22 protein-coding genes and 2 tRNA genes are annotated in these 20,867 nt (G+C 54.3%); 12 read left to right on the top strand and 12 right to left on the bottom strand.

What is annotated here, in order from left to right; genetic code table 11:
* Window positions 1-4 precede the first annotated feature (4 nt).
* From arsB to NQU42_RS04250, 6 genes are all read left to right on the top strand, one after another.
* Window positions 5-1,069 (top strand): ACR3 family arsenite efflux transporter, encoded by a 1,065-nt coding sequence (gene arsB / locus NQU42_RS04275; RefSeq protein WP_296609333.1) that lies wholly within the window; start codon window positions 5-7, stop codon window positions 1,067-1,069.
* An 8-nt stretch (window positions 1,070-1,077) separates the two neighbouring features.
* Window positions 1,078-1,866, top strand: a complete 789-nt coding sequence (locus NQU42_RS04270; protein ID WP_296609331.1) for a (Fe-S)-binding protein — start codon at window positions 1,078-1,080, stop codon at window positions 1,864-1,866.
* Window positions 1,863-2,228: a DsrE family protein gene (locus tag NQU42_RS04265; protein WP_296609329.1), complete on the top strand. Its 366-nt coding sequence runs from the start codon at window positions 1,863-1,865 to the stop codon at window positions 2,226-2,228. Before NQU42_RS04270 ends, NQU42_RS04265 begins: the two co-directional genes overlap by 4 nt.
* A gap of 5 nt (window positions 2,229-2,233) precedes the next feature.
* The gene (locus tag NQU42_RS04260; protein ID WP_296609362.1) at window positions 2,234-2,557 is read left to right on the top strand and encodes a DsrE family protein; all 324 of its coding nucleotides are present in this window, start codon (window positions 2,234-2,236) and stop codon (window positions 2,555-2,557) included.
* Window positions 2,554-2,826, top strand: a complete 273-nt coding sequence (locus NQU42_RS04255; protein WP_296609327.1) for a DsrH/TusB family sulfur metabolism protein — start codon at window positions 2,554-2,556, stop codon at window positions 2,824-2,826. Before NQU42_RS04260 ends, NQU42_RS04255 begins: the two co-directional genes overlap by 4 nt.
* Before the next feature lie 111 nt (window positions 2,827-2,937).
* Window positions 2,938-3,255: a hypothetical protein gene (locus NQU42_RS04250; protein ID WP_296609325.1), complete on the top strand. Its 318-nt coding sequence runs from the start codon at window positions 2,938-2,940 to the stop codon at window positions 3,253-3,255.
* A gap of 10 nt (window positions 3,256-3,265) precedes the next feature.
* Here the strand turns inward: NQU42_RS04250 and NQU42_RS04245 are convergent.
* The 4 genes from NQU42_RS04245 to NQU42_RS04230 all read right to left on the bottom strand — a co-directional run bounded on the left by NQU42_RS04245 (window position 3,266) and on the right by NQU42_RS04230 (window position 6,817).
* Window positions 3,266-3,340: transfer RNA gene (locus NQU42_RS04245), tRNA-Thr, on the bottom strand.
* 275 nt (window positions 3,341-3,615) lie between these two features.
* Window positions 3,616-4,374 carry an SdrD B-like domain-containing protein gene (locus NQU42_RS04240; RefSeq protein WP_296609324.1) on the bottom strand — a complete coding sequence of 253 codons (759 nt, stop codon included), beginning with the start codon at window positions 4,372-4,374 and terminating at the stop codon, window positions 3,616-3,618.
* A gap of 117 nt (window positions 4,375-4,491) precedes the next feature.
* Complete coding sequence (locus NQU42_RS04235; protein ID WP_296609322.1) at window positions 4,492-5,358, bottom strand: radical SAM protein; 867 nt, start codon at window positions 5,356-5,358, stop codon at window positions 4,492-4,494.
* A 22-nt stretch (window positions 5,359-5,380) separates the two neighbouring features.
* Complete coding sequence (locus NQU42_RS04230; protein ID WP_296609320.1) at window positions 5,381-6,817, bottom strand: thioredoxin-like domain-containing protein; 1,437 nt, start codon at window positions 6,815-6,817, stop codon at window positions 5,381-5,383.
* Window positions 6,818-7,167: 350 nt separating this feature from the next.
* Here NQU42_RS04230 and NQU42_RS04225 point away from each other — a divergent pair.
* Window positions 7,168-7,242 (top strand) — tRNA-Pro (locus tag NQU42_RS04225).
* On the opposite strand, the gene NQU42_RS04220 is transcribed toward NQU42_RS04225, so the two are convergent.
* The gene (locus NQU42_RS04220; protein ID WP_296609318.1) at window positions 7,243-8,157 is read right to left on the bottom strand and encodes a methyltransferase; all 915 of its coding nucleotides are present in this window, start codon (window positions 8,155-8,157) and stop codon (window positions 7,243-7,245) included.
* A gap of 174 nt (window positions 8,158-8,331) precedes the next feature.
* Here NQU42_RS04220 and NQU42_RS04215 point away from each other — a divergent pair, with 174 nt between their 5' ends.
* On the top strand, window positions 8,332-9,588 hold the full coding sequence (locus tag NQU42_RS04215; protein WP_296609316.1) for an ATP citrate lyase citrate-binding domain-containing protein: 1,257 nt from the start codon (window positions 8,332-8,334) through the stop codon (window positions 9,586-9,588).
* Window positions 9,589-9,591: 3 nt separating this feature from the next.
* Window positions 9,592-11,436 (top strand): citrate/2-methylcitrate synthase, encoded by a 1,845-nt coding sequence (locus NQU42_RS04210; protein ID WP_296609314.1) that lies wholly within the window; start codon window positions 9,592-9,594, stop codon window positions 11,434-11,436.
* A 238-nt stretch (window positions 11,437-11,674) separates the two neighbouring features.
* Here the strand turns inward: NQU42_RS04210 and NQU42_RS04205 are convergent, their stop codons facing one another.
* The 6 genes from NQU42_RS04205 to NQU42_RS04180 all read right to left on the bottom strand — a co-directional run bounded on the left by NQU42_RS04205 (window position 11,675) and on the right by NQU42_RS04180 (window position 16,954).
* Window positions 11,675-12,247, bottom strand: a complete 573-nt coding sequence (locus NQU42_RS04205) for a plasmid pRiA4b ORF-3 family protein (RefSeq protein ID WP_296609313.1) — start codon at window positions 12,245-12,247, stop codon at window positions 11,675-11,677.
* A 519-nt stretch (window positions 12,248-12,766) separates the two neighbouring features.
* On the bottom strand, window positions 12,767-13,741 hold the full coding sequence (locus NQU42_RS04200) for a hypothetical protein (RefSeq protein WP_296609311.1): 975 nt from the start codon (window positions 13,739-13,741) through the stop codon (window positions 12,767-12,769).
* A gap of 47 nt (window positions 13,742-13,788) precedes the next feature.
* On the bottom strand, window positions 13,789-14,610 hold the full coding sequence (locus NQU42_RS04195) for a metal ABC transporter permease (protein WP_296609309.1): 822 nt from the start codon (window positions 14,608-14,610) through the stop codon (window positions 13,789-13,791).
* Window positions 14,611-14,616: 6 nt separating this feature from the next.
* Window positions 14,617-15,369, bottom strand: a complete 753-nt coding sequence (locus NQU42_RS04190) for a metal ABC transporter ATP-binding protein (protein ID WP_296609307.1) — start codon at window positions 15,367-15,369, stop codon at window positions 14,617-14,619.
* The gene (locus tag NQU42_RS04185; protein WP_296609305.1) at window positions 15,369-16,184 is read right to left on the bottom strand and encodes a metal ABC transporter substrate-binding protein; all 816 of its coding nucleotides are present in this window, start codon (window positions 16,182-16,184) and stop codon (window positions 15,369-15,371) included. The genes NQU42_RS04190 and NQU42_RS04185 overlap by 1 nt, the downstream gene beginning before the upstream one ends.
* A gap of 2 nt (window positions 16,185-16,186) precedes the next feature.
* Window positions 16,187-16,954 (bottom strand): hypothetical protein, encoded by a 768-nt coding sequence (locus tag NQU42_RS04180; protein ID WP_296609304.1) that lies wholly within the window; start codon window positions 16,952-16,954, stop codon window positions 16,187-16,189.
* Window positions 16,955-17,241: 287 nt separating this feature from the next.
* Between NQU42_RS04180 and NQU42_RS04175 the strand changes: the two genes are divergently transcribed.
* From NQU42_RS04175 to priL, 3 genes are all read left to right on the top strand, one after another.
* A complete protein-coding gene (locus tag NQU42_RS04175; protein WP_296609302.1) occupies window positions 17,242-17,550 on the top strand; it encodes a transcription factor S in 309 nt (102 codons plus the stop codon).
* Between the two features lie 62 nt (window positions 17,551-17,612).
* Window positions 17,613-18,344 carry a DNA polymerase sliding clamp gene (locus tag NQU42_RS04170; protein WP_296609301.1) on the top strand — a complete coding sequence of 244 codons (732 nt, stop codon included), beginning with the start codon at window positions 17,613-17,615 and terminating at the stop codon, window positions 18,342-18,344.
* Window positions 18,341-19,348 (top strand): DNA primase regulatory subunit PriL, encoded by a 1,008-nt coding sequence (gene priL / locus NQU42_RS04165; protein WP_296609299.1) that lies wholly within the window; start codon window positions 18,341-18,343, stop codon window positions 19,346-19,348. Before NQU42_RS04170 ends, priL begins: the two co-directional genes overlap by 4 nt.
* A 75-nt stretch (window positions 19,349-19,423) precedes the next feature.
* On the opposite strand, the gene aroA is transcribed toward priL, so the two are convergent.
* On the bottom strand, window positions 19,424-20,689 hold the full coding sequence (aroA, locus tag NQU42_RS04160; RefSeq protein ID WP_296609297.1) for a 3-phosphoshikimate 1-carboxyvinyltransferase: 1,266 nt from the start codon (window positions 20,687-20,689) through the stop codon (window positions 19,424-19,426).
* Window positions 20,690-20,867 lie beyond the last annotated feature (178 nt).

The raw sequence follows: 20,867 nt of genomic DNA, 5'->3' as shown, positions 1-20,867 counted from the left end.
TAAAATGGCTGCAAGGTTGCCGCTGCTCTCGAGGTTTCTCACGCTGTGGATATTCCTGGCGATGGTTCTGGGCATCGCGATAGGTAACTTCGTGCCGCAGATCACTGAGAGCATTCTCAGACTGTCGATCGGAACGACATCAATACCGATAGCGATAGGCCTCATACTCATGATGTACCCACCTCTTGCGAAGGTGAGGTATGAGGAGCTGGGGGAGGTCTTCAAGGACAGGAAGGTCATGGCCCTCTCGCTGATACAGAACTGGATGATAGGGCCGATGCTGATGTTTGCCCTGGCGGTGATGTTCCTCAGGGATCAGCCGCACCTAATGTACGGCGTTATTCTGATAGGGCTGGCCCGATGCATAGCAATGGTCATAGTCTGGAACGAGCTGGCCTGCGGATGCACAGAGTACTGCGCGGCTCTTGTCGGACTGAACTCCGTCTTCCAGGTGCTCTTATACTCGGTATATGCGTACATCTTCATCACAGTACTCCCTGCATATCTTGGCGTGGCTGAAGGGACCGTGGTCGATGTTACAATAACACAGATCGCAGAGAGCGTCTTCATCTACCTCGGAATACCGTTTCTGGCAGGGGTGATCACCAGGTTCACGCTGATCCGGGCGAGAGGAAGGGACTGGTACGATGGTCGCTTCATCCCGAGGATAAGCCCGATAACGCTGATCGCACTTCTCTTCACCATCATAGTGATGTTCTCGCTCAAGGGCGATTACATAGTGCAGCTGCCGATGGATGTGATAAGGGTCGCTGTGCCTCTCACCATATATTTCCTCCTGATGTTCTTCGTTAGCTTCTACATGGCCTTCAAGCTGGGAGTGAGCTATGAGAACACCGCTGCGATCTCGTTCACTGCTGCCAGCAACAACTTCGAGCTCGCAATAGCGGTTGCTGTTGCTGTCTTCGGTATAGCCTCCCAGGAGGCATTTGCAGCTGTGATAGGGCCACTCATCGAGGTGCCGGTGCTGATATCCCTGGTCAACGTCGCGCTGCGCCTCAGGGATCGTTACTATCCGGGAGCTCCGGAAAGGGTATTTTGCGAGACTTAGGTGAGATTATGGCAGGACATGCTGAGGTAAAGCTCGTGAGCAACGCCATGGCGAACATCACGAGGCGGAAGATAATGAACATGCTTCTTGAGAACAGCCTCTCAAGGGAGGAGATAGGAAATGCTGTGGGCCAGAGCATGCTTGACTACCACCTTCAGATACTCCAGCAGGCGGGCCTTGTAAAGATCGAGAATGATATTTTAAGCCTGACAGATTTCGGCAGGAACTTTCTGGAGTCGAAGGGAGAGAAGAGCGAGAGGATCGAGATAAAGGATGCGAAGCCGGTGGAGGTTGTCGAGGTCAGGCAGCTGCTTCCATGCATAGCGGATACCACCAAGTTCAGGATAATAGCTCGCATGGATCCGCCGCTGGGAGGCGCTCTGAAGGCGCTGGAGCCGCTCTTTCCAAGGGGCAGATACTCTGAGAGGATCGGAGCCCTGATAATACAGAAGGGCACTGTGCTCATAACGCTCTACAGCACGGGAAACGTGACGATGACCATGATAAAGGACGAGGCGCATGCGAGGGAGCTTCTTGAGGAGCTAAAAAAGACCATAAACGATGCCATTGAGAAGGGAGTCACCCCTGCGCCCAAGGAGAAGGTTCGGGTGGATCCTATGGAGGTCTACAGGTATCTTCCCGGCACGAACTGCAAGGAGTGCGGCGAGCAGAGCTGCTACTCATTTGCCATCAGGCTTGTCAGCGGAGAGGTAGGTCTGGAGAGATGCAGACCACTCCAGGAGGAGAAGTACGCGACAAGGCTCGAGCACCTGAGATCTCTTCTTGCGTATCTATGAAGACGCTGACGATAGTGCTCACAGATGGGCCATACATAAATCAGAACGCTGAGATCGCATACAGGATAGCGAGAGCTGCCCTTGAGAGGTACAGAGTGAATGTATTTCTCTACCTCGATGCGGTTCACATACCGAAGAGGGGGCAGAGACCGGTGCAGTTCATGAATATCGGTGCTCTCTTTCAGGAGCTCGCATCGATGGGCGCCACGATACGTGCGTGTCCAAGATGCGCATCATCGCGTGGATATTCTGCAGAGAACGGCGTGTGCCCGGAGTACATAGAGGGTGTGCGCATAACGAGCCTCTACGATCTGGAGCGCATGATAAGGGAAAGCGATAAGGTGATATCGCTCTCAGGGTGAAAATAATGGGGCCGGTGGTGTTTCTTGTCGATTCACCCCCATACGGCTATGAGCGGGCATTTGGAGCGCTTAATGCAGCTGCTGTCTGCCTCCCGATAGGCTCTGCAGTTGCGCTTTACGCAGACGGAGTATACCTTGCGCTTGCAGATCAACGTGGATACATGGCTGAGCTGCTCTATGCATATCCGGAGATCGATATCTTCGCGCATGAGCCGTCGATGGCTGAGCGCGGGCTTCTCTCATATGATCTATCAGATAGGGTCGAGATGCTGGACGATATCGAGTTTGTGGAGCGCATCAGGGGATTCAGATCCATGGTGGTGATATGAGCCTGGTCTTCATACTGACAAAGCCTCCGGAAAGTCCGAGGGCAGAGCTGTGCCTCAGGATGCTCAGCGGCAACTTCAGACTCTACCTCCTGGGTGATGGCGTTTACAACATAATCTCGGGGCGACTTGAGGGGATCGCAGGAGAGGTTTTTGCATTCACATCGGACCTGAGGGCTCGGGGCGTTCTTCCCGCGGGGATAAAGGAGCTGGACGATTACGGCATGATGGTAGATGACATAATGGGCGCTGAGAGGGTCTTTGCGTTTTGAATCGCATACTGCCCCTCGGCTCAGATTCTCAGGCATATTCTGGTAGTGTGCGATCAGATGGCTTTCGGTGTGGGGAAAAGATTATCACCAATACTGATGCAGGTTCTCCTGATGAGGATGGAGCTTGATGCGAACGAGGTGAAAGGCCTCTTCGAGAGATGCTCTCATCAGGACGATGTTCTCGAGGGCCTCTACAGAATGGTGCTCCCTGAGTGGGATAGAATAGAGTATGTCGTGGAGGGTAGGCCACATATAGGCGAGGTCGGCTGGAACACGATATTCTCTCTCTTCCAGGCATTCGACGAGATGCATCATGGGGAGTTTGTGTTTCCAGGCTACATGTGGCTGAGCCTCGGGTTCCAGAAGGATGAGAGCCTCGACTCATGGGAGGTTGACACATCCGAGGTCAGATATATCCTCAAGAGATGAGCACTGCCAGAGCCTCGGGCGGGATTCGAACCCGCGGCCTCGTCCTTACCAAGGACGCGCAATAACCGAGCTTTGCTACCGAGGCGCTATCCGCTCGATTACCTCTGCGCTTTAGTAGTTTTCGGTCAGGCGCAGAGGCTTCTTGCCTGATTTGGCGCCGGCTCATCAAGCCCGACGATATCTGCGTATCATTCAGTGTCCCTGATGATCCACTGCGGCTCTCAGGAATGATCGCATGCGCAAACTGGATGCGTGCAGTCAGAGCCTCAAACAAAACTGTTGGATACCCTCCACAGGGCGGATGCTGCCCTAATCGGTGCCCACGCAAAAAAAAGATGTTTCAGGATGTTTCCCGGAGCTTCAAGCCGGGGTTGATACGTTGAGTGGCGCCACCGCGGTCACATTCTCAGTCACGTTAGTGGCGACGGTTGTCTCATTGGCCGGCGGAAGAACCACAGGCACCCTGACGACCGGGAAGTCGATGGTCTTGTTGGAATCCAGTGTGACATTCACCGGCGCAACCGGCTTGTACTCAGGCGGGACGATCAGGCTCAGCACATACTCGCCTGCACTGAGGTCCGCAAAGACGTATGTTCCATCCGCTGCTGTCGTGGTCGTCACACCGCTCAGATCCAGCGTCCATCCTGCGAGGCCTGTCTCATTTTCATCCTTGACAGCGTTTTCATTCGCATCCTCATAGACAACGCCAGAGATCGCGTAGGTCACCGGCACAGAAGTTGCATTCTGCTCAGCTGTGACGTTGGGCTCAACAGCTGGCACCTCTGCTGGCACCTCTGCAGGTGCCTTCTCTGTAGTGACAGCTGCAAGGACCTTCCCAAGCTTGAAGGTGTACTGATAGGGCTTTCCTGTCTCAATCGAGAAGCCCTTTGGCTTCGCGGAGCTGAACGAGAAGCGTGCCTCCTTCTTCACAACAACCTGCTCGTTCGTGAGATTGTGAGCTGGGGTTCCTGTGGATATGGAGAACGGTGGCCTGGACTCCGCCTTGTTAGAGAACGGGTACGGGCTGGTATCATCCTTTATTGTGTATCCCATGGCAGAGGTCATGGCAAATGCCGCCACCGCCAGGATCACAGAGATCACCAAAATGCTCTTCTTCAATTTATCCTCCTCCTATCTTGTCTATCGATTATCCGCTTTTGCGTGACCACTACCAAACATTCTCCCTTTCGAGAAGAACTCGGCTCTACAGTCGTTATTCTTCGTATATATAGACTTTCATCGCAAAATACGATGCGTCTGGGCATCTGTAAGATGAGATCCATCGCATGAAGCGTCGCTTCCGAAACCCTCCCTGCAGGAGCCAAAGCCGATTCCGTGTTCGTGGCATGCCTCCCTCACGCGTGAGATTATTGCATGTCTTATCTCAGATGGCAGGTAGCGGTAGCCGCCAATACGCTCTCCATGCTCGAAGTACATCGGCCTCAGGCTCTGCATTACCTCAGGGAACTCAAGAGACATGCGGCGCCAGCTGTCATGTCTGGCCTTGTAGGTGGATGATATGACATAAGATGAGCCTGCATCTGCGACGCTCTCCACAAGCTCATCGATCTCGCAGTCGTTTATCCCAGGTATTATCGGATCTATCCTCGCGGCCACCGGAACGCCGCTATCCGCGAGCCCTCTTATGGCTCTGAGCCTCTGAATGCTTGATGGTGCCCCGGGCTCAAGCCTGGAATCCAGACGCAGTGACGTGATCGTCATCGAGACTGCGGCCCTCATATCTGAAAGGAGATCCACATCCCTGAGCACGATATCGGATTTTGTGACGATCTGAAGCCTCAAACCCCTTCTCTTTATCAGGGATATGCACGATCTAGTGATTCCGAGTTCCCTCTCCACCGGTGGGTATGGATCGGAGCTGTTGGAGATCGATATGAGCTCGTCCCCCCGCAGCCTCGCGAGCTGAGAGCTTAGACGAGTGATGCCGCCCTTTGGCCTGCAATCGCTGAAGCCTCTTATGTAAGAGGATGCGTAGCAGTACAGACAGCCATGCGCACATCCTGTGTAGGGGTTGAGGCTGAGCTTCGCCGGGCATGTGCAGAGGCTGCTGCGCCAGGGATCGAATGGCCTGAGGATCATCATCTCATCAAGCGGCTCCGCACTACTATTTCTTCACGTCGATTCTCATCGTGGAGACCTCTCCAGATCTCGAATCGTATATCCTCACAGCGTGGTTGTTGGTATCTGCTATGAAGATCGAATCCCCCAGAAATGTGAGTCCGGACGGCTCGTAAAACGCGGCCAAACCACCAGGACCATCTGCGAACCCTGGCCTACCCGTTCCGGCGAGGGTGTGAATGGTTCTGCTCGAGAGATCTGCTTTCTTGATCTTGTGGTTGTATGTATCCGCAACATAAATGGACCCATTCCGGTAAAACAGACCCATAGGATGCTGGAGCCTGGCTCTCCCGAAATCGCCATCGATGTCCCCGAAGTAAAAGAGGTCTCTGCCTATGAGCGTTCTCACCTCTCCATCGATCACCCTGAGGGACGAAGACTCGCTGTCGACGAAGTATATCCTCTTCCCGTCGGTTGTCAGTCCGGACGGCTGCGCCAGGCGTGCCATCTCCAGAGGCCCATCTACGATCCCCTCGGCTCCAGATCCTGCAAATGGCTCTACCATTCCATCGAGATCCATCCTCCATATCTGATGGAATCCGGCCATCGCGATGTAGAGATGCTCCCCGGAGAAAACGATATCCCAAGGCGAGCTCAGGGACGCCTCATCACCTCTGCCCCCAAAGCTGGGATATCCTGACCTTCCCGTGCCTGCCACCCTCACAAGAGTTCTTCTTCTCAGATCCGCCGCTCTGATCATGTGGTTTTCGGTGTCCGCTATGTAAGCAACATCCCCGACAACTGCGATCCCCTGGGGCCTGAAGAGCTGGGCCACGCCAAATTCGCCATCTCTGTATCCCTCCTCTCCAGAGCCTATGACATCCACATAACTCCCATCAGGAGATACAATCAGTATCCTGTTATTGTTCGAGTCCGAGATGAAGATGTTATCTCCATCCGAGACGACCTTTCCGGGGAAGGAGAGCGTTCCGGAAACCTTCTTCTGCGCTTTCCTTGGCACCGTCACATCGCGATTGAGGCTTCCGCGCTTCTCGTACTCCGGAATGAGCTGGTCCAGTATGGGCACGAGGATCGAGAATATCCCCTCTCCAGAGGTCCTCCCGAGGATCTCCCCGTCCGGCGCTATCAGCACAAACGACGGCCAGGCCCTTATGCCGTATGTGCGCCAGAGGATTTGATCGTTGTCGACTACAACCGGGTGCTCTATGCCATAACGCATTATCGCCCTCTCGATGTTCTCCAATCTCATTTCGTTCTCGAACTTGGCGCTGTGAACTCCTATCACCACCAGCTCAGGGTACCTCTCCTCAAGCATTTTCAGCTCTGGAATGACATGCATGCAGTTTATGCAGCAGTATGTCCAGAAGTCAAGCAGAACGAATCTGCCGCGGAGCTCTCTCAGTGTGTACCTGCGGTCGGTGTTGAGCCATATCAGATCCTTGGGAAACTCAGGAGCGATCATGGGTATTGCTTCGTGTTATGTGCAGATCACTGTTGTGGTCGCCATGAGCGGGTGTTGTCTTAAAAGCCTGCATAAATAGATGAGAAAATAGAAGAGATGCCCGCTGAGATGAATCGCAATGGATCGAGATCATAACGCTGCGCTGAACATACTCACACTTGGACTGTGGGGCAGTGCCTGTGGAGATGCTGGATGACCGGATCTGTGAAACGAAGGAAGCCCCCTCTTGCTGGAAGGAAGTCACCTGCATTTCATGAGCATTCTTCCAGGAGCCAATGCATCCTCGCTCTGCAGTCGCTTTAGGATTAGCTATATATCCATGATTTGATTCATACTGCGTTGCCCTTTGCGGGACAGTAGGGTAGCCTGGTCCATCCTCGAGCGTTTGGGACGCTTGGACCGCGGTTCGAATCCGCGCTGTCCCATCATATGACCACGATCTCATCGCAAGAGCTGCCTGCTCTTTTGATCTCGTCTAGCGGTGCGCCCGGAAAGTGATCCAGGATGCATATATCTGAGGGGCTCACAGCTGAGAAGAGCTCTCGTATATCTCCATGGAATACATCTATCTCGCATGCGCCCTTCGCGCGTCCGACCAGCCTGGGAGAGCTTCCAACCAGCTTTTCTCCACGATCGAAGAGCTCTATGCTATCTATGCCCAGAAGATCCCTGTTGGCATCAAGGTTTATGAGCACGTTCTCGATCGCAGGCAGCCATATGTCGTTCATCACGACCTTTTTCGCGCCAGCGAGGACACATACCAGACCCAGGGTCCCTGGCCCGCAGAGACCGTCTATCACGCTCCTCCCTGCAATCCTGAGGCCCTCCAGAATCCGTATCTTCGGGTAGCTCTCCCTCGGAAACTCTATGTGTATCTTCGACTGGTTTTTGTATATCACCAGATCACCGTAGATGCTCTGGATGATGTCACAGCGCATGTCACAGCCGGCGAGCAGCTCCCATGTGTGCCCATTCTTATCAACAACGCCTGGTATGTGTCTGCTGCGTCTGATCACGCCCTTGATCTCTGGGATCTCAATGAGTCTTGATGCAGCATTTCTGTTCACCCTCTCCATCAGCAGTATGAGCTGAGAATTGCCGAGGCGCGGCGGATAAGGCAGTGGATAACCTATCTCTATCATCGGCGAGCCGACGCTCCGGAGCGGTTCGCGATCGTCGCGAAGGCCCTCCTCCACCAGAAGATCCATCGCCTCGAGCATGACCAGATCCAGCGGAGCTTTTCCGCAATGCTCGCACCTCTCCAGCCCTGCCGTCTGCAGCGATCTCCGTGGAGCGTTCTTGTCTATATGTGGCTCATTTTTGCAGCTTCGACACGCCATGTAAACGTAATCGATGGAATTCAGAACATGTGCCGCCGGCCTTACGCATCGTCCTCCACAGGATGGGCAGTCCATAGTGAGAGATTATCGATGCAGATATGTATCATTTTTCTGGTGCCAGACCAGAAGATTTGTAAATACGAAGCGCTTAGGCCCGCAGAAGGTGGTTGTAAGATGGCGCAGAGAGGCATTAGGGAGTTTGATGCTAAGAGGCTGCTGGCCAGGTTCCTCCCGGAATACCTCGAAGATTTCGACTACAGGGGAGAGGTCGCCCTGATCGGGCCGGAGACCGATCTGGACCGCACGGTCTCCGAGAATCCCTGGATTCTCGAGAAGAGGCTTGTGGTGAAGCCTGATCAGCTCTTCGGAAAGAGAGGCGTCCACGGGCTTGTCCTGCTTAACGCCTCCTGGGATGATGTCAGGGAGTACCTGAGCAAAAACATGAAGAGAGAGGTGACAATAGGCGGCGTCAGGGGCGTCCTGGACCACTTTCTGGTTGAGCCTTATGTGCCTCATGAGAATGAGCTCTATGTGGCAATAAGCTCGGATCGCGACGGAGACACGATCTACTTCTCTACACAGGGAGGCGTCTGCGTGGAGGAGAACTGGGATAAGGTCATTCAGATGCATGTCGGCATTCTGGATGGCATCGATGCCGCTGATATAAGATCGAAACTCCCGGCCTCTCCAGATGCGGAAAGGATGGCGAGATTCATCGAGGCCCTCTTCAGGTTCTACGTCGATCTCGGGTTCACCTACCTGGAGATAAATCCCTTCACGTTGGTTAATGGAAAGATAATCCCGCTCGACATGGTCGCGAAGCTGGATGATGCTGAGGAGTTCTGGTGCAGGAAGAGATGGGGTGATCTCGTATTCCCGGAGCCTTTTGGCAGGAGTCTGACGCCTGAAGAGCTGTTCATAAAGGAGATAGATGCGAAGACAGGCGCATCGCTGAAGCTCACGATACTGAATCCGAAGGGAAGGGTGTGGACGATGGTCGCAGGCGGTGGAGCCAGTGTGATATACACCGATACGATATGCGATCTCGGCTTTGCCGGAGAGCTGGCGAACTACGGCGAGTACAGCGGCGATCCGAGCACAGAGGACACATACCATTACACAAAAACGATACTCGACCTCATGACCAGGGAGAAGGATCCAAGAGGTAAGGTGCTGCTCATCGGCGGCGCGATAGCGAACTTCACCGATGTCGCTAGCACATTCAAGGGCGTTGTCATGGCCCTGAGGGAGTACCGAGACAGGCTCAGGGAGAACAATGTCAAGATATATGTGCGCAGAGGTGGGCCGAACTACGAGGAGGGCCTGAGGATGATGCGCGAGCTCGGCAGCGAGCTTGGCATACCCATAGAGGTCTACGGTCCTGAGACGCACATGACCAGGATAGTGCCGCTGGCACTCAAGGGGGAGTGAGCTATGAGCTCTAGGCCAGATTACATTCTCTTCGACAGAAACACAAAGGCTTTCGTTTACGGTTACCAGGTTAACGCCATCCAGAGGATGCTCGATTTTGATTACGTATGCCAGAGAGAGACCCCCAGCATCGCTGCCATAATAAACCCCAGCAGATCCGGGATACACAAGGCATTCTGGGGTACGAAGGAGATCCTCCTTCCGATGTACAGGACCATTGCTGAGGCTGCTGAGAGGCATCCAGACGCTGATGTTATGGTGAACTTCGCATCTCACAGATCCGCGTTCGATACAACGATGGATGCCTTGAGGGAGAGCACGATAAGAACTGTGGCGATAATCGCAGAGGGTGTGCCGGAGAGGCACGCCAGGATAATCGGGGCGACCGCGAGGAGAGCAGGCAAGGTGATAATCGGGCCTGCAACTGTTGGAGGGCTGACAGCAGGCGCCTTCAGGATAGGGAACACCGCGGGAACGATAGAGAACATCGTCGCATGCAAGCTCTACAGGCCTGGGTGTGTTGGGTTTGTCTCAAAATCTGGAGGCATGCTCAACGAGGCATTCAATATAATCTCCAGGAACTCGAATGGCGTTTACGAGGGCATAGCGATCGGCGGAGACAGGTACCCTGGCTCCAGCATGCTCGATCACATACTCAGATATGAGGCAAATCCGGATATAGCGATGATCGCATGCCTGGGCGAGCTTGGAGGCGAGGACGAGTACAGGATCGTAGACGCTCTGAATGATGGGAGGATAACAAAGCCGCTTGTCGCGTGGGTGACAGGAACATGCGCGCCGTTCCTGCCGGCGAGCGTCCAGTTCGGGCATGCTGGCGCAAAGGCTGATACAGCGAAGGAGACCGCTCAGGAGAAGAACCGCGCGCTGAAAGAGGCAGGAGCATATGTGCCAGAGTCCTTCGATGGATATGGTGATGAGATAAGAAATGTGTACGAGAAGCTCTTGGCCGAGGGAAAGGTCAGAGAGGTCGTCGAGCCGCAGGTTCCGAGGATACCCGTGGATTACAGCAAGGCTCTCTCAACTGGCATGATAAGAAGGCCCACAACGTTCATATGCACGATCTCGGACGATCGCGGCGAGGAGGTTCTCTACGCTGGAATACCTCTGAGCGAGGTGCTCGAGAAGAACATGGGGATTGGCGGGGTTATTGGACTCCTCTGGTTCAAGAAGGTGCTCCCAGATTATGCTGCCCGGTTCATAGAGATCGTTCTCCAGATAGTCGCGGATCACGGGCCGTCTGTGTCTGCAGCGCACAACGCGATCGTCGCATCCTGCGCCGGCAAGGATCTCATATCCTCCCTGGCAAGCGGCCTTCTCACGATAGGCCCGAGGTTCGGAGGAGCGATCGATGATGCAGCGAGGGAGTTCAAGAGGGCTTACGACTCCGGTCTCACCCCTGAGCAGTTCGTGAATGAGATGAAGCGGAAGGGCGTGAACATCCCGGGCATAGGGCACAGGATCAAGAGCGTAAAGAACCCTGACAAGAGGGTACAGCTTCTGATCGATTACGCAAAGCGGCACTTCGCCAGGACTGATCTACTCAACTACGCACTCCAGGTCGAGGCGATCACGACAGCGAAGAAGGGCAATCTGATCCTGAACGTCGATGGGTGCATAGGCATACTCTTCCTGGACCTGATGGCATCCTGCCCAGTCTTCACTCAGCAGGATATCGATGATGTCCTGAAGCACGGATACCTGAACGGCCTCTTCGCGCTTGGCAGGACGATCGGTATAATAGGGCACATCCTGGACCAGAAGCGCCTGGGCGCAAGGCTGTACCGCCACCCATCAGAGGACATAGCCTTCATGCTGCCGGAGCTGTAGGGCAGGCCGTCTCCTTTTTTTGGTTTGAGGATTTCCTGGTCGTGTGCTCGATTCATATTTTTAGAGTACACTTGTCGATTAACCTTCTGCCATCGCCACTACCTGCTTGCCGAAAAAGTGAGAGGCATCTGCAGATACTGATGCAGCACGAGCAGAGCCGAATCCAGCAGATGCACGGCCCCCTGATACCGCCCATGCCCCAATCGCATGGAGCGCGGGCTGCCATTAGCTGGGAGTGCTACTTTATCCTGCTCAGCAGGCGGTTTGCCTCCTCCATATCGAACCTCTCCGGGTCGAAGTCCCCCACCCACTCCAGCATGCTCTCATGCTCCGGATGGTCTGGATCGCTGATGGCGCTCAGAAACATGTAGTAACCATTGGCACCACCGCAGTCTTCGGGTGGGCTGGAGCGCTTCCCGGCCGCACAAACAGGATGCTTCAGCGCCGGATCTGGAGGCAGGATCTTCTCCACCAATATCTCGTGAACCCAGCTATCTCCAAAATCGTACTCGTAAATGAATCTGGCCTTCTCTGCGGGCGCAATCTGGGAGAGTTTGACGCGACTTTCGTTCTTAACATCCCCATGCAGAGGGTCTCCCGGCAGGGGGATCGAATAGCACTCATCTCCGACTATGAACTGGTGAAGATGATAATCCTCCCACGGCATTACAGCCTGGACGATTTTATGCAGCTTCAGCAGCGTGGTGTCTCCCCTGACCAGCACCCTGCGCCATATCGGCGGCCTGATCTTGCTCAGAGTTATCTTGAGCTGATAGATCGGCACCTCGTCGGGTGTCTTTTTAACAGCCATGAGACCACATCCGATTCTTTGTTATGATTTCGTGCCTATTTAACTTGTAGGTCGCAGCCTGGCAATCGCCGGCCCTGCATGATCCATGGGATATCCAGTCAGAGGTTGCCCATTACCTCTGGGCTCATCCATTGAATCAGCGGCTGACAGAAGGATGGAAAAGAGACGCCAGATACCCGAAAACCTGGATCGATCTGGGTCTGCTGATTCTCGGAGATGAGCCTACCGCCGTATCAGCAATCTCATCAACAGAACAGCGATCTGAATCAGACAAAGTCCATATCTCCCGAAATATTCATCATCATGATATACCGAAAACTTTATATTCGACTCAAGACTAAGTGTTAAACGGCAAAAGTCGAACTCGACACTCTTCTCACTGCTACTCCCTTCTACACCCTCCCGACTTTTGCCACCCCCTTAGTTTTTGGTGCTTGCAGGATGCCTCTGCCATGATTCGCTCAACGATCCACGCCGTGCAGGCTTATCCAGCCTGGCGTCATGCAATAAGATCATGCGTCACCTGCGCCGCCTCCTCGCGGCCCGGAGGCCAGATCTCCGTCTCAGACCACCGGCGCGCATGCGCTTCGCTCCGATGAGAATCAAAGCGAGGAGCGCAGCCGCTGCGATCCATGTGACGTATGGACGACCTCTGGAGATTCTCACAGGGATTGTCAGACGCTCCGCTCCCTCATCGTGGTTTATCAGGCATGAGATCCTGTACTGATCGAGGGTGGCATTCTTCTCCACATCTGCCCATACCCTCACCAGAGCTGGCTCGCCGGGCATCAGGTCTCCAATCCATGCAGCAGGCTGTGACGATCTGATGGGACTTGATGCGATAAGCCTCACAGTGCAGTTCCTCACCGGCCATGGCGACTGGTTTTTGATGACGATCCCCAGGCTTCTGTTGGAGCCGGCCCGGAGCTCTCCATCTACATGAAACACTCTGAGCCTATCGCTCCTGCGAATCTCCAGAGGTATGCTCCTGTTCGCATTGCCCGGAACGTATAGCTGTACCGGTTTTCCTTTTGAGATCTTGGCATCTATCTGATGCTCGTATGTGACATTCACATTCAGGATTCCACTAGATGCATTGAAATCCGCGATCACAGGGAACTCGAGAATGAGATTTGATCCTGCCAGGAGCAGAGGTATGCTTCTCCTCTGAACAACCGGCCACAATGCTCCGTCAGATGATACCTCCACAACCACATTCAGAGCATCCGCGGCCTTCATCTCCTCCATCATCTCCCCCTCCGGATCCTCGGAACCGGAGAAGCCCGTGGGGATGAGAGCCTCGATCCTCCCATCGTTTGCAACGAGGAGTTTCAGGATAAAAGGCACCCCAGCATCGAGGACAGGATTAACAGCCGAGATCTGTATATCGGGAGATCCAGCAGCCTTGTAGCAGTCGTCTGCAAATAGCATGAACTCCTGAGATGATACAGAGGGTATGATAATCAATGCAGCGACCAGCAGGTAGCGGAGCATCCTGGTTGTATAGACTTCATCTACTTATAAGATTCACTCAAACCGCCTCATACAGACGTATTTCTTTGTGATGCAGCGGTGCTGGCGAAGAACGCAGCAGATGCTATGAGTATGGTCGTCGCACCAGACGGGAGATCAAAAGTGTAGGATATCAGAAGACCCGAGGTCACAAATATCATGCCCAGGATGATCGAGAGCGCGATTATCTTCTTGAGGTCACAGAGATACTGCCTGCTTATGGCAGCCGGTATCGTGAGCATGGCGATCACCATTATTATCCCCACGATCTTTATCAGCATCACAACAGTGAACGCCACCATGCAGAGAAGCAGCATCTTCAGCCTGTTCACCGGCAGCCCGAGCGCCTCTCCATAGTGGGGATCGAATGAGAGTATCAGGAACTCCTTGTAAAGCGCAAGCGCCAGCACTGTTATGATCACCGTCAATACAATCATTATCTTCACATCGATCCAGGAGACCGCGAGTATGTTTCCGAAGAGGTAGTCGAAGAGGTCTCTGGAATAGCCGGTGCTCATGCTCATGAGGAGCACGCCAAGCGCCATTCCCATTGCGAGGAAGACGCCTATCGCGGTGTCCTCTGAGACCTTAGATCTGCTCACAGCACCGATGCCCGCTGCGGAGAGAACAGCTGCTACAATGGCTAGGATGAAGGGATCTATCCCGAGGAGGTATCCCAGGCCGATGCCTCCGAAGGCAGCATGTGCGACACCATCGCCTATGAATACGATCCTGTTCAGAACTATGTACACACCAACAACCCCGCAGAGCACGGAGAGGATCAGCCCCGCGACCAGGGCGGTCTTCATGAACTCATACTGCATCATCTCTCCTATCATCCAGGCGTTCATGACAACCTACCTGTGCTCCCTCAAAACCCTGTGCGGAATCCCATGCGCGATTATATCGACTATTGGGCATCCGTACGCCTGGACGAGGTCCTCCTCGGTGAGCTCCTTGGATCCATGGTAGTAAAGCCTCTGGTTCAAGCACGCGACCTTCTCGACATGTGCTGAGATGGCGGAGAGATCGTGGGATACCATTATTATAGCCATTCTGCTGTTCAGATGCTTCAAGAGATCGTAGAACTCCCCCTGCTGCGCGACATCAACGCCAGCAGTCGGCTCATCAAGCAGAAGCAGCTTCGGATCGGATACGATCGCCCTGGCGACGAAGACCCTCTGCTGCTCGCCTCCTGAGAGAGCCCCGATCTCACGATCAGCAAGCTCTAGCATGCCGACAGCGTCGAGTGATCTCCTAGCGGCCTCTATATCCTCCGTTCTGTACCGTCTGAGTATGCCCACGCGCGGGTACCTTCCCATGAGAACGACATCAAGGACTCTCACAGGAAACCTCTGATCGAAGATGCTGTGCTGAGGCAGATAGCCGACAAGAGGCCTTGCAGCAACAGGATCCATGCCGAAGACCATGATCCTGCCTGAGGTGGGCCTTACGAGCCCAAGGATCGCCTTCAGGAGCGTTGATTTGCCGCCGCCGTTCGGTCCTATAAGTCCAAGAAAATCCCTCTCCCCCACCTCCAGCCAGACATCCTCCAGCACTACCCTGCCATCAAGCCTGACTGTGAGACCCTCAATAGAGACCGCTGACATTATACCCCGATTGATTCCGCTATGAGATCTCCTACAGCTCTCATATTATTTATATAATCACCTGCCAGGGGATCGATTTCCACGACCCGACATCCAGCCTCTGATGCGATCACCTCAGCCATCTTCGGGTTGAACTCCGGCTCGACGAGTATCGCCTTTATGTTGTTATCCTTCACGGTTTTTACTATGTAGCCGATGCGCCTCGGCCCGGGCTCCCTCTCTCCCTCCTCTATTGCAACCTGCACAAGACCGTAATCCCTGGCGAGGTAGCTCCATGCTGGATGATCCACGACGAAGATGCGCCCCCCTGCGCCGGACAGCCTGCTCCTGAGATATTCGTCGAGGCCTCTGAGCTCCTTGATGTACGCATCTCTGTTATTCTCGTAGATCTCCTTCCCCTCAGGATCGATCTCGACCAGAGCTCGACAGATGTTCTCCACCTGGATCATCGCGCATCTCGGTGATAGCCAGATGTGAGGATCCGGGGTACCATTCAAATATATCAGGTCGACCCCCTCGGAGCTGTCCACAACTCTCCGACTCTTTGACGAGAACCTCTCCAGCCAGAGCTCCAGACCTGCGCCGTTCTTCACATATAGATCTGCGTTCTCTATACGCTTCATCTGCGCCGGCGAGGGTTCGAACGTGTGCGGCTCAGCCCCGGGGGGGACGAGCACCATCAGATCGACGCGATCCCCCCCGACTGCCCTGACGAACTCGCCCACCGGCTGTATCGTGGCGACCACAAGAAGCTTATCGCTTTTCGAGGGCTGCTCGATGCAGCCGGAGAGGATCAGAGATACTGCAAGAACCATTGCTATAGCAAATTTACTGATTGGATGCATGCCTCACACCGTGGTAAACCTTGGGTTTCGTCAACTACTCCGGCCTGAAGACCGGAGCTTGCAGCTGAGGTAATATGTTCCCTCGCCACAACAGGCTGGTTGACAGCAGCCCTGAACGCGATGTTCATCGCGTGGTCAGCACGCCCAGCGAAGCCGCAAGACTCACATCTGAATTCATCTCTGGTTTGAGCGAGCTTCTCGCCACAGTGGATTTCTCCGTCGCTGTATAGGGCCAGATACTTAATACCGAGGTCTACGCCAAGAACACCGAGAGGGCCATAAGGAGATGGATCGGCTACCTCAGCCGCTGCACAGAGAGAGAAGATTCCGTTAACCAGGATCAAATCTGCCTGTCCTCGAATTCTCTCGAGCCTCGCTTTCTGGTATTCACCGATTCTGAGTTTGCCGGCCCTGGAGTGTAACCAGAGAATCCTCCTCAAGTCCTCTCCAGGAGAGGATATGTTGGTCATAGACAATAGCTCCTCCAGCCTGAACTCTGGTTTGATGGACTTATCTCTATCATAAGCTTCACAGACCTTGGAAATGGCTCTAACTGTAAGCTGGGAAGAAAGCCCGAACCGCTCTCTGACAGTATAGCCGGCTTTTTTATGGACTTCAATCTTGTTGGCACTGTGCATAGCAAAAGCAATCTCTGCTATGTCATTGCATGCTTCGTTGAACCTCTTCATCGTTTCGCAGAGCATCTTATGTTGTTCCGGGGAGGGATCAAGCTTAACCATCAAGGTCTGAAGCATCGTATTGAAGATAAACTTCAGGAGACAAATAATTATGGTTGGGTACGCTCCTCCCAGCCCTGAAGGCCTGGGTTTCCGCTACCCCTTCACCCCAGGAGATCCTATGAAGTGACCACATCCCCTGCCCTCTGTCCAAGGTGAGCGTTTTTCAACGCCGCCAGCGCAGAAGCAGTGGCTGCTATGGCCAATCACACAAATGGCAGTTCTTGGCATTCTGGCCGATACAACAACAATCGCAACCTTTAATATAGCACGGGTCGACCAGCTGGCCGATGGAGTTCTGCCCTGCGTGTAAGAGCATGATGGTCCCCAAAGAGGGGATGATGGTTTGCAGAAAGTGCGGTATGAAGATACCGAAGAGTTCTAACAACCCAATCGTCTCGGTGACAAACAAGCTCGAGAGGTCTGTGCCAGTGCTCGAGCAGGAATCCGCAGGCCTGCCGACAACAAAAGCGAAATGCCCGGAGTGCGGGAACGATACTGCCTACTGGTGGCTCAGACAGCTGAGAGCCGCTGATGAGTCCGAGGTCCGCTTCTTCAGATGCACAAAGTGTGGTAATACCTGGAGAGAGTATGACTGAATGATGGATCACACGGAAAACTATATTAAATACTAGATACTTTCTTTTCTGGAGGCGCTAGGATGCTGAAGGCAGTTATTGATGCAGAAACCCTGCGGGATGCGATCGAGGCAGTATCTTCCTTGGTCGATGAGGTCAAGTTTACGATATCAGAGAGGGGACTCGAGCTAAAGGCGGTCGATCCGGCGAACGTCGCAATGGTCTCACTCAGGATCGATGCATCTGCATTCGAGTTCTATCAGGCGACCCCTGGGGAGATCGGGGTTGATCTGGTGCGTCTGAGCGATCTTCTGAGCATGGCTGACCGGGGCGAGCGTGTGCGTCTGGAGCTCCTGGAGGAGGAGCGGAAGCTGAAGATAGGTGTTGGCTCGCTCTCATACACACTCAGCCTGATAGATCCGAGCGCGATACGCAAGGAGCCGAGGATTCCGGAGCTGGATCTTCCGGCACATGTGACGATCCCTGGGGCGGAGTTCAGAAGGGCGATCAAGGCTGCGGAGAAGGTGAGCGACCATGTGGTGCTGGGCGTGAAGGACGATGTCTTCTACATGGAGGCGAAGGGCGACATAGATGCGCTGAAGCTCACGATGCCGAGCTCAGAGCTTCTCGACATGAAGCCCGGAGAGGCGAGGTCCTTATTCTCGCTCGATTATCTCTCGGACATGAGCAAATCGATAGGAAAGGCCCCAGAGGTGAAGCTCGAGATAGGAATCGACTACCCGCTGCGGATCAGCTTCAGGCTGAATGAGGTCCATGTGAGCTACCTGCTGGCGCCCAGAATAGAGCAGGAATGAGAACGTTCTGGTATCCATTCACCCACGCAGCAGCAGAAGATATCAAGCTTATTGACGCCCCGTTAGAGGATGTGCTAAGGAGCAGGGCGTTCCAGCCTGTAAGGCGCAGGGCAGTTGAGCGTGTCCGCGGAGCGCTCCAGGGAGAGATACCGGATGCTGACACGTCAGACACCGTGAAGCAGAGCGTCGAGCTCCTTTCGTATCCTCTGGCCAGGCTGATAGTCTCCTGCATCGATGATGACTATCTTCTGAGACGCTATGTCCTGGCGGAGGCGAAGCTAGCTCACAGGAGGTTGAAGAGCTCGGATACAGAAGAGGTGCTGGAGATCGCCAGTGACCTGGGGATGGGCCCTCTATATGACGGTGAGAACTTCAGGATACATTTTGTTGATTTTGTGATGGCCGCGGCAAGGTTCAGGAGCCAGAAGTGGAAGCTCATCAACAGAACCCTCGACCGCGGGTATCTCACAGTCACCCGTGAAGAGCTGCTCCGCCTCATGGAGGAGAGGATCAAGGACAGGATACAAGAGGGGCTTCCGCTCGATGCTGGAAGCATATGCGAGAGCCTGTCTGATCATCTGAAATCCATAAGAGATGAGCTCGAATCATCGAAGCAGAGCTCAATCGTGGATCTCGGAGAGTTCAGAAGGGATGCTCTGCCGCCCTGCATGAGATCGCTGCTGGAGCAGCTAGCTTCAGGCAGAAACCTGGCACACACAGCAAGATTTGCGCTCACAAGCTTCCTGCTCAACATAAATCTGTCTGTTGAAGAGATCGTGGGCGTTTTCAACAACAGTCCGGACTTTGACGAGGAGATGACCAGATACCAGATAGAGCACATAGCAGGATCCACAGGGACGAGATACACCCCCCCATCATGCTCCACGATGCTCACATACGGAAACTGCCCGGGGGGCGATGAGATATGCAGGCGCATCCGGCACCCGATAAGCTACTACAGGCGTCGCGTGAGGGAAGCGTCGAAGTCCAGTACTCCTTCCTGATTTCGCGAATTCGGTCGTGAGAGGAGAGCACCCTGCCTGGAGTCCGCTCCAGGTCAGACTGCTCCGATCAGAGCATCATGGAGATATGCTCAAATTAGCTCCAAGCCGTCTCATATCCTCAAAGAACCCTGGATAAGATACATCGACAGATTCCGCTGTATCTATTCTCGTATCTCCTGCCACGATCCCCGCCAGGGTCAGGGCCATCACGATCCTGTGGTCGTGGTACCCGTGGAGATCTGCTCCGTGCAGTTCTCCTCCAGCGATCTCCAGGCCGTCAGGCCTCTCTCTTATGTCTGCGCCCATCTTTTTCAGCTCGACAGCCATCGCATGGATCCTGTCGGTCTCCTTGTGGCGGACATGCTCCGCGTTTTTTATAACTGTATGCCCCTCGGCGACCGCCCCCAGCACCGCGAGGGTCGGCACGAGATCCGGGGTCAGGCTCGCATCTATCTCTGTGCCCTTAAGATCCGCTTCAGATACCGCTACCTCTCCGCGCTCTCTATCCCATGAGATATCAGCACCCATCTCTCTCAGAATCGCAACTATCGCAGAATCGCCCTGCCTCGACGGGAACAGGCCCTTCACGGTCGCAGAGCCTGCAAGCGCGGCCGCTGCCAGGGGATACGAGGCGGATGAGAAATCTCCAGGCACCGTGTACTCCTGAAGCCTGTATCTCTGACCACCACACATGCGGAAGAGATTCCCATCAACGTGTATCTCAGCCCCCGCCTCCCTCAGAATGTCCAGAGTGATCTCAGCATACGGCCTGGACTTCAGCTCGCCCTTTATCGAGATCGTCGTATCGCCGCTGGATAGCGGGCATGCTATCAGGAGGGCTGAGAGGAACTGCGAGCTCACGCTGCCATCCAGAGATGTCGATCCGCCCCTGATCCGCCCTCTTACGACCAGAGGCGCACGATCGTTCCCTCTAATGGAGAACGCCTCAGCGCCGAGATCGTTGAGCGCTTTGAGAAGCGGGCCGTTCGGCCTGCTGCGTATCGAGCTGTCGCCGGTGAGGACTGCTCCGTCTGTGAGCGCTGCAACCGCCGCCATGAACCTGAGCGTCGTCCCGGAGTTCAGAACATCTATGACATTCTCAGGGGTCCTCGGTGTGCCGGAGACCCCCTGGATCTCGAGAGAGTCTCCATGTAAACTGACATCAGCCCCGAAGGCCTCGCATGCTGATATCGTCGCTTTGGTGTCTGCGGATATGAGCGGCCTGTGCACGCGCCCAGAGTCGGAGAGAGCTGTGATCAGCACAGCTCTGTGCGTGTAGCTCTTCGACGGCGGCGCGCATACAGTTCCAGAGATGGAGGAGCGTGAGACAGATACTATCATGTGAGATAGAATCACGGTATGATATATTAAGAATGCGTGAGCATCTCCCATCAAAGGGATCTCATCCAGACCAGAGCAGAGATGAGCAGAATGAGTGCCAGCGCGAATCCGGATGGTTGTGATCCAGCCTCCCTCCCCCAGATGGGCTCGCTGGTCTCAGCATCTCTCTGCTCTGTGC

The organism is Methanothrix sp. (assembly GCF_024518575.1).
Lineage (GTDB): Archaea > Halobacteriota > Methanosarcinia > Methanotrichales > Methanotrichaceae > Methanothrix_B.
This window is presented reverse-complemented; position numbering and strand designations above follow the sequence as displayed.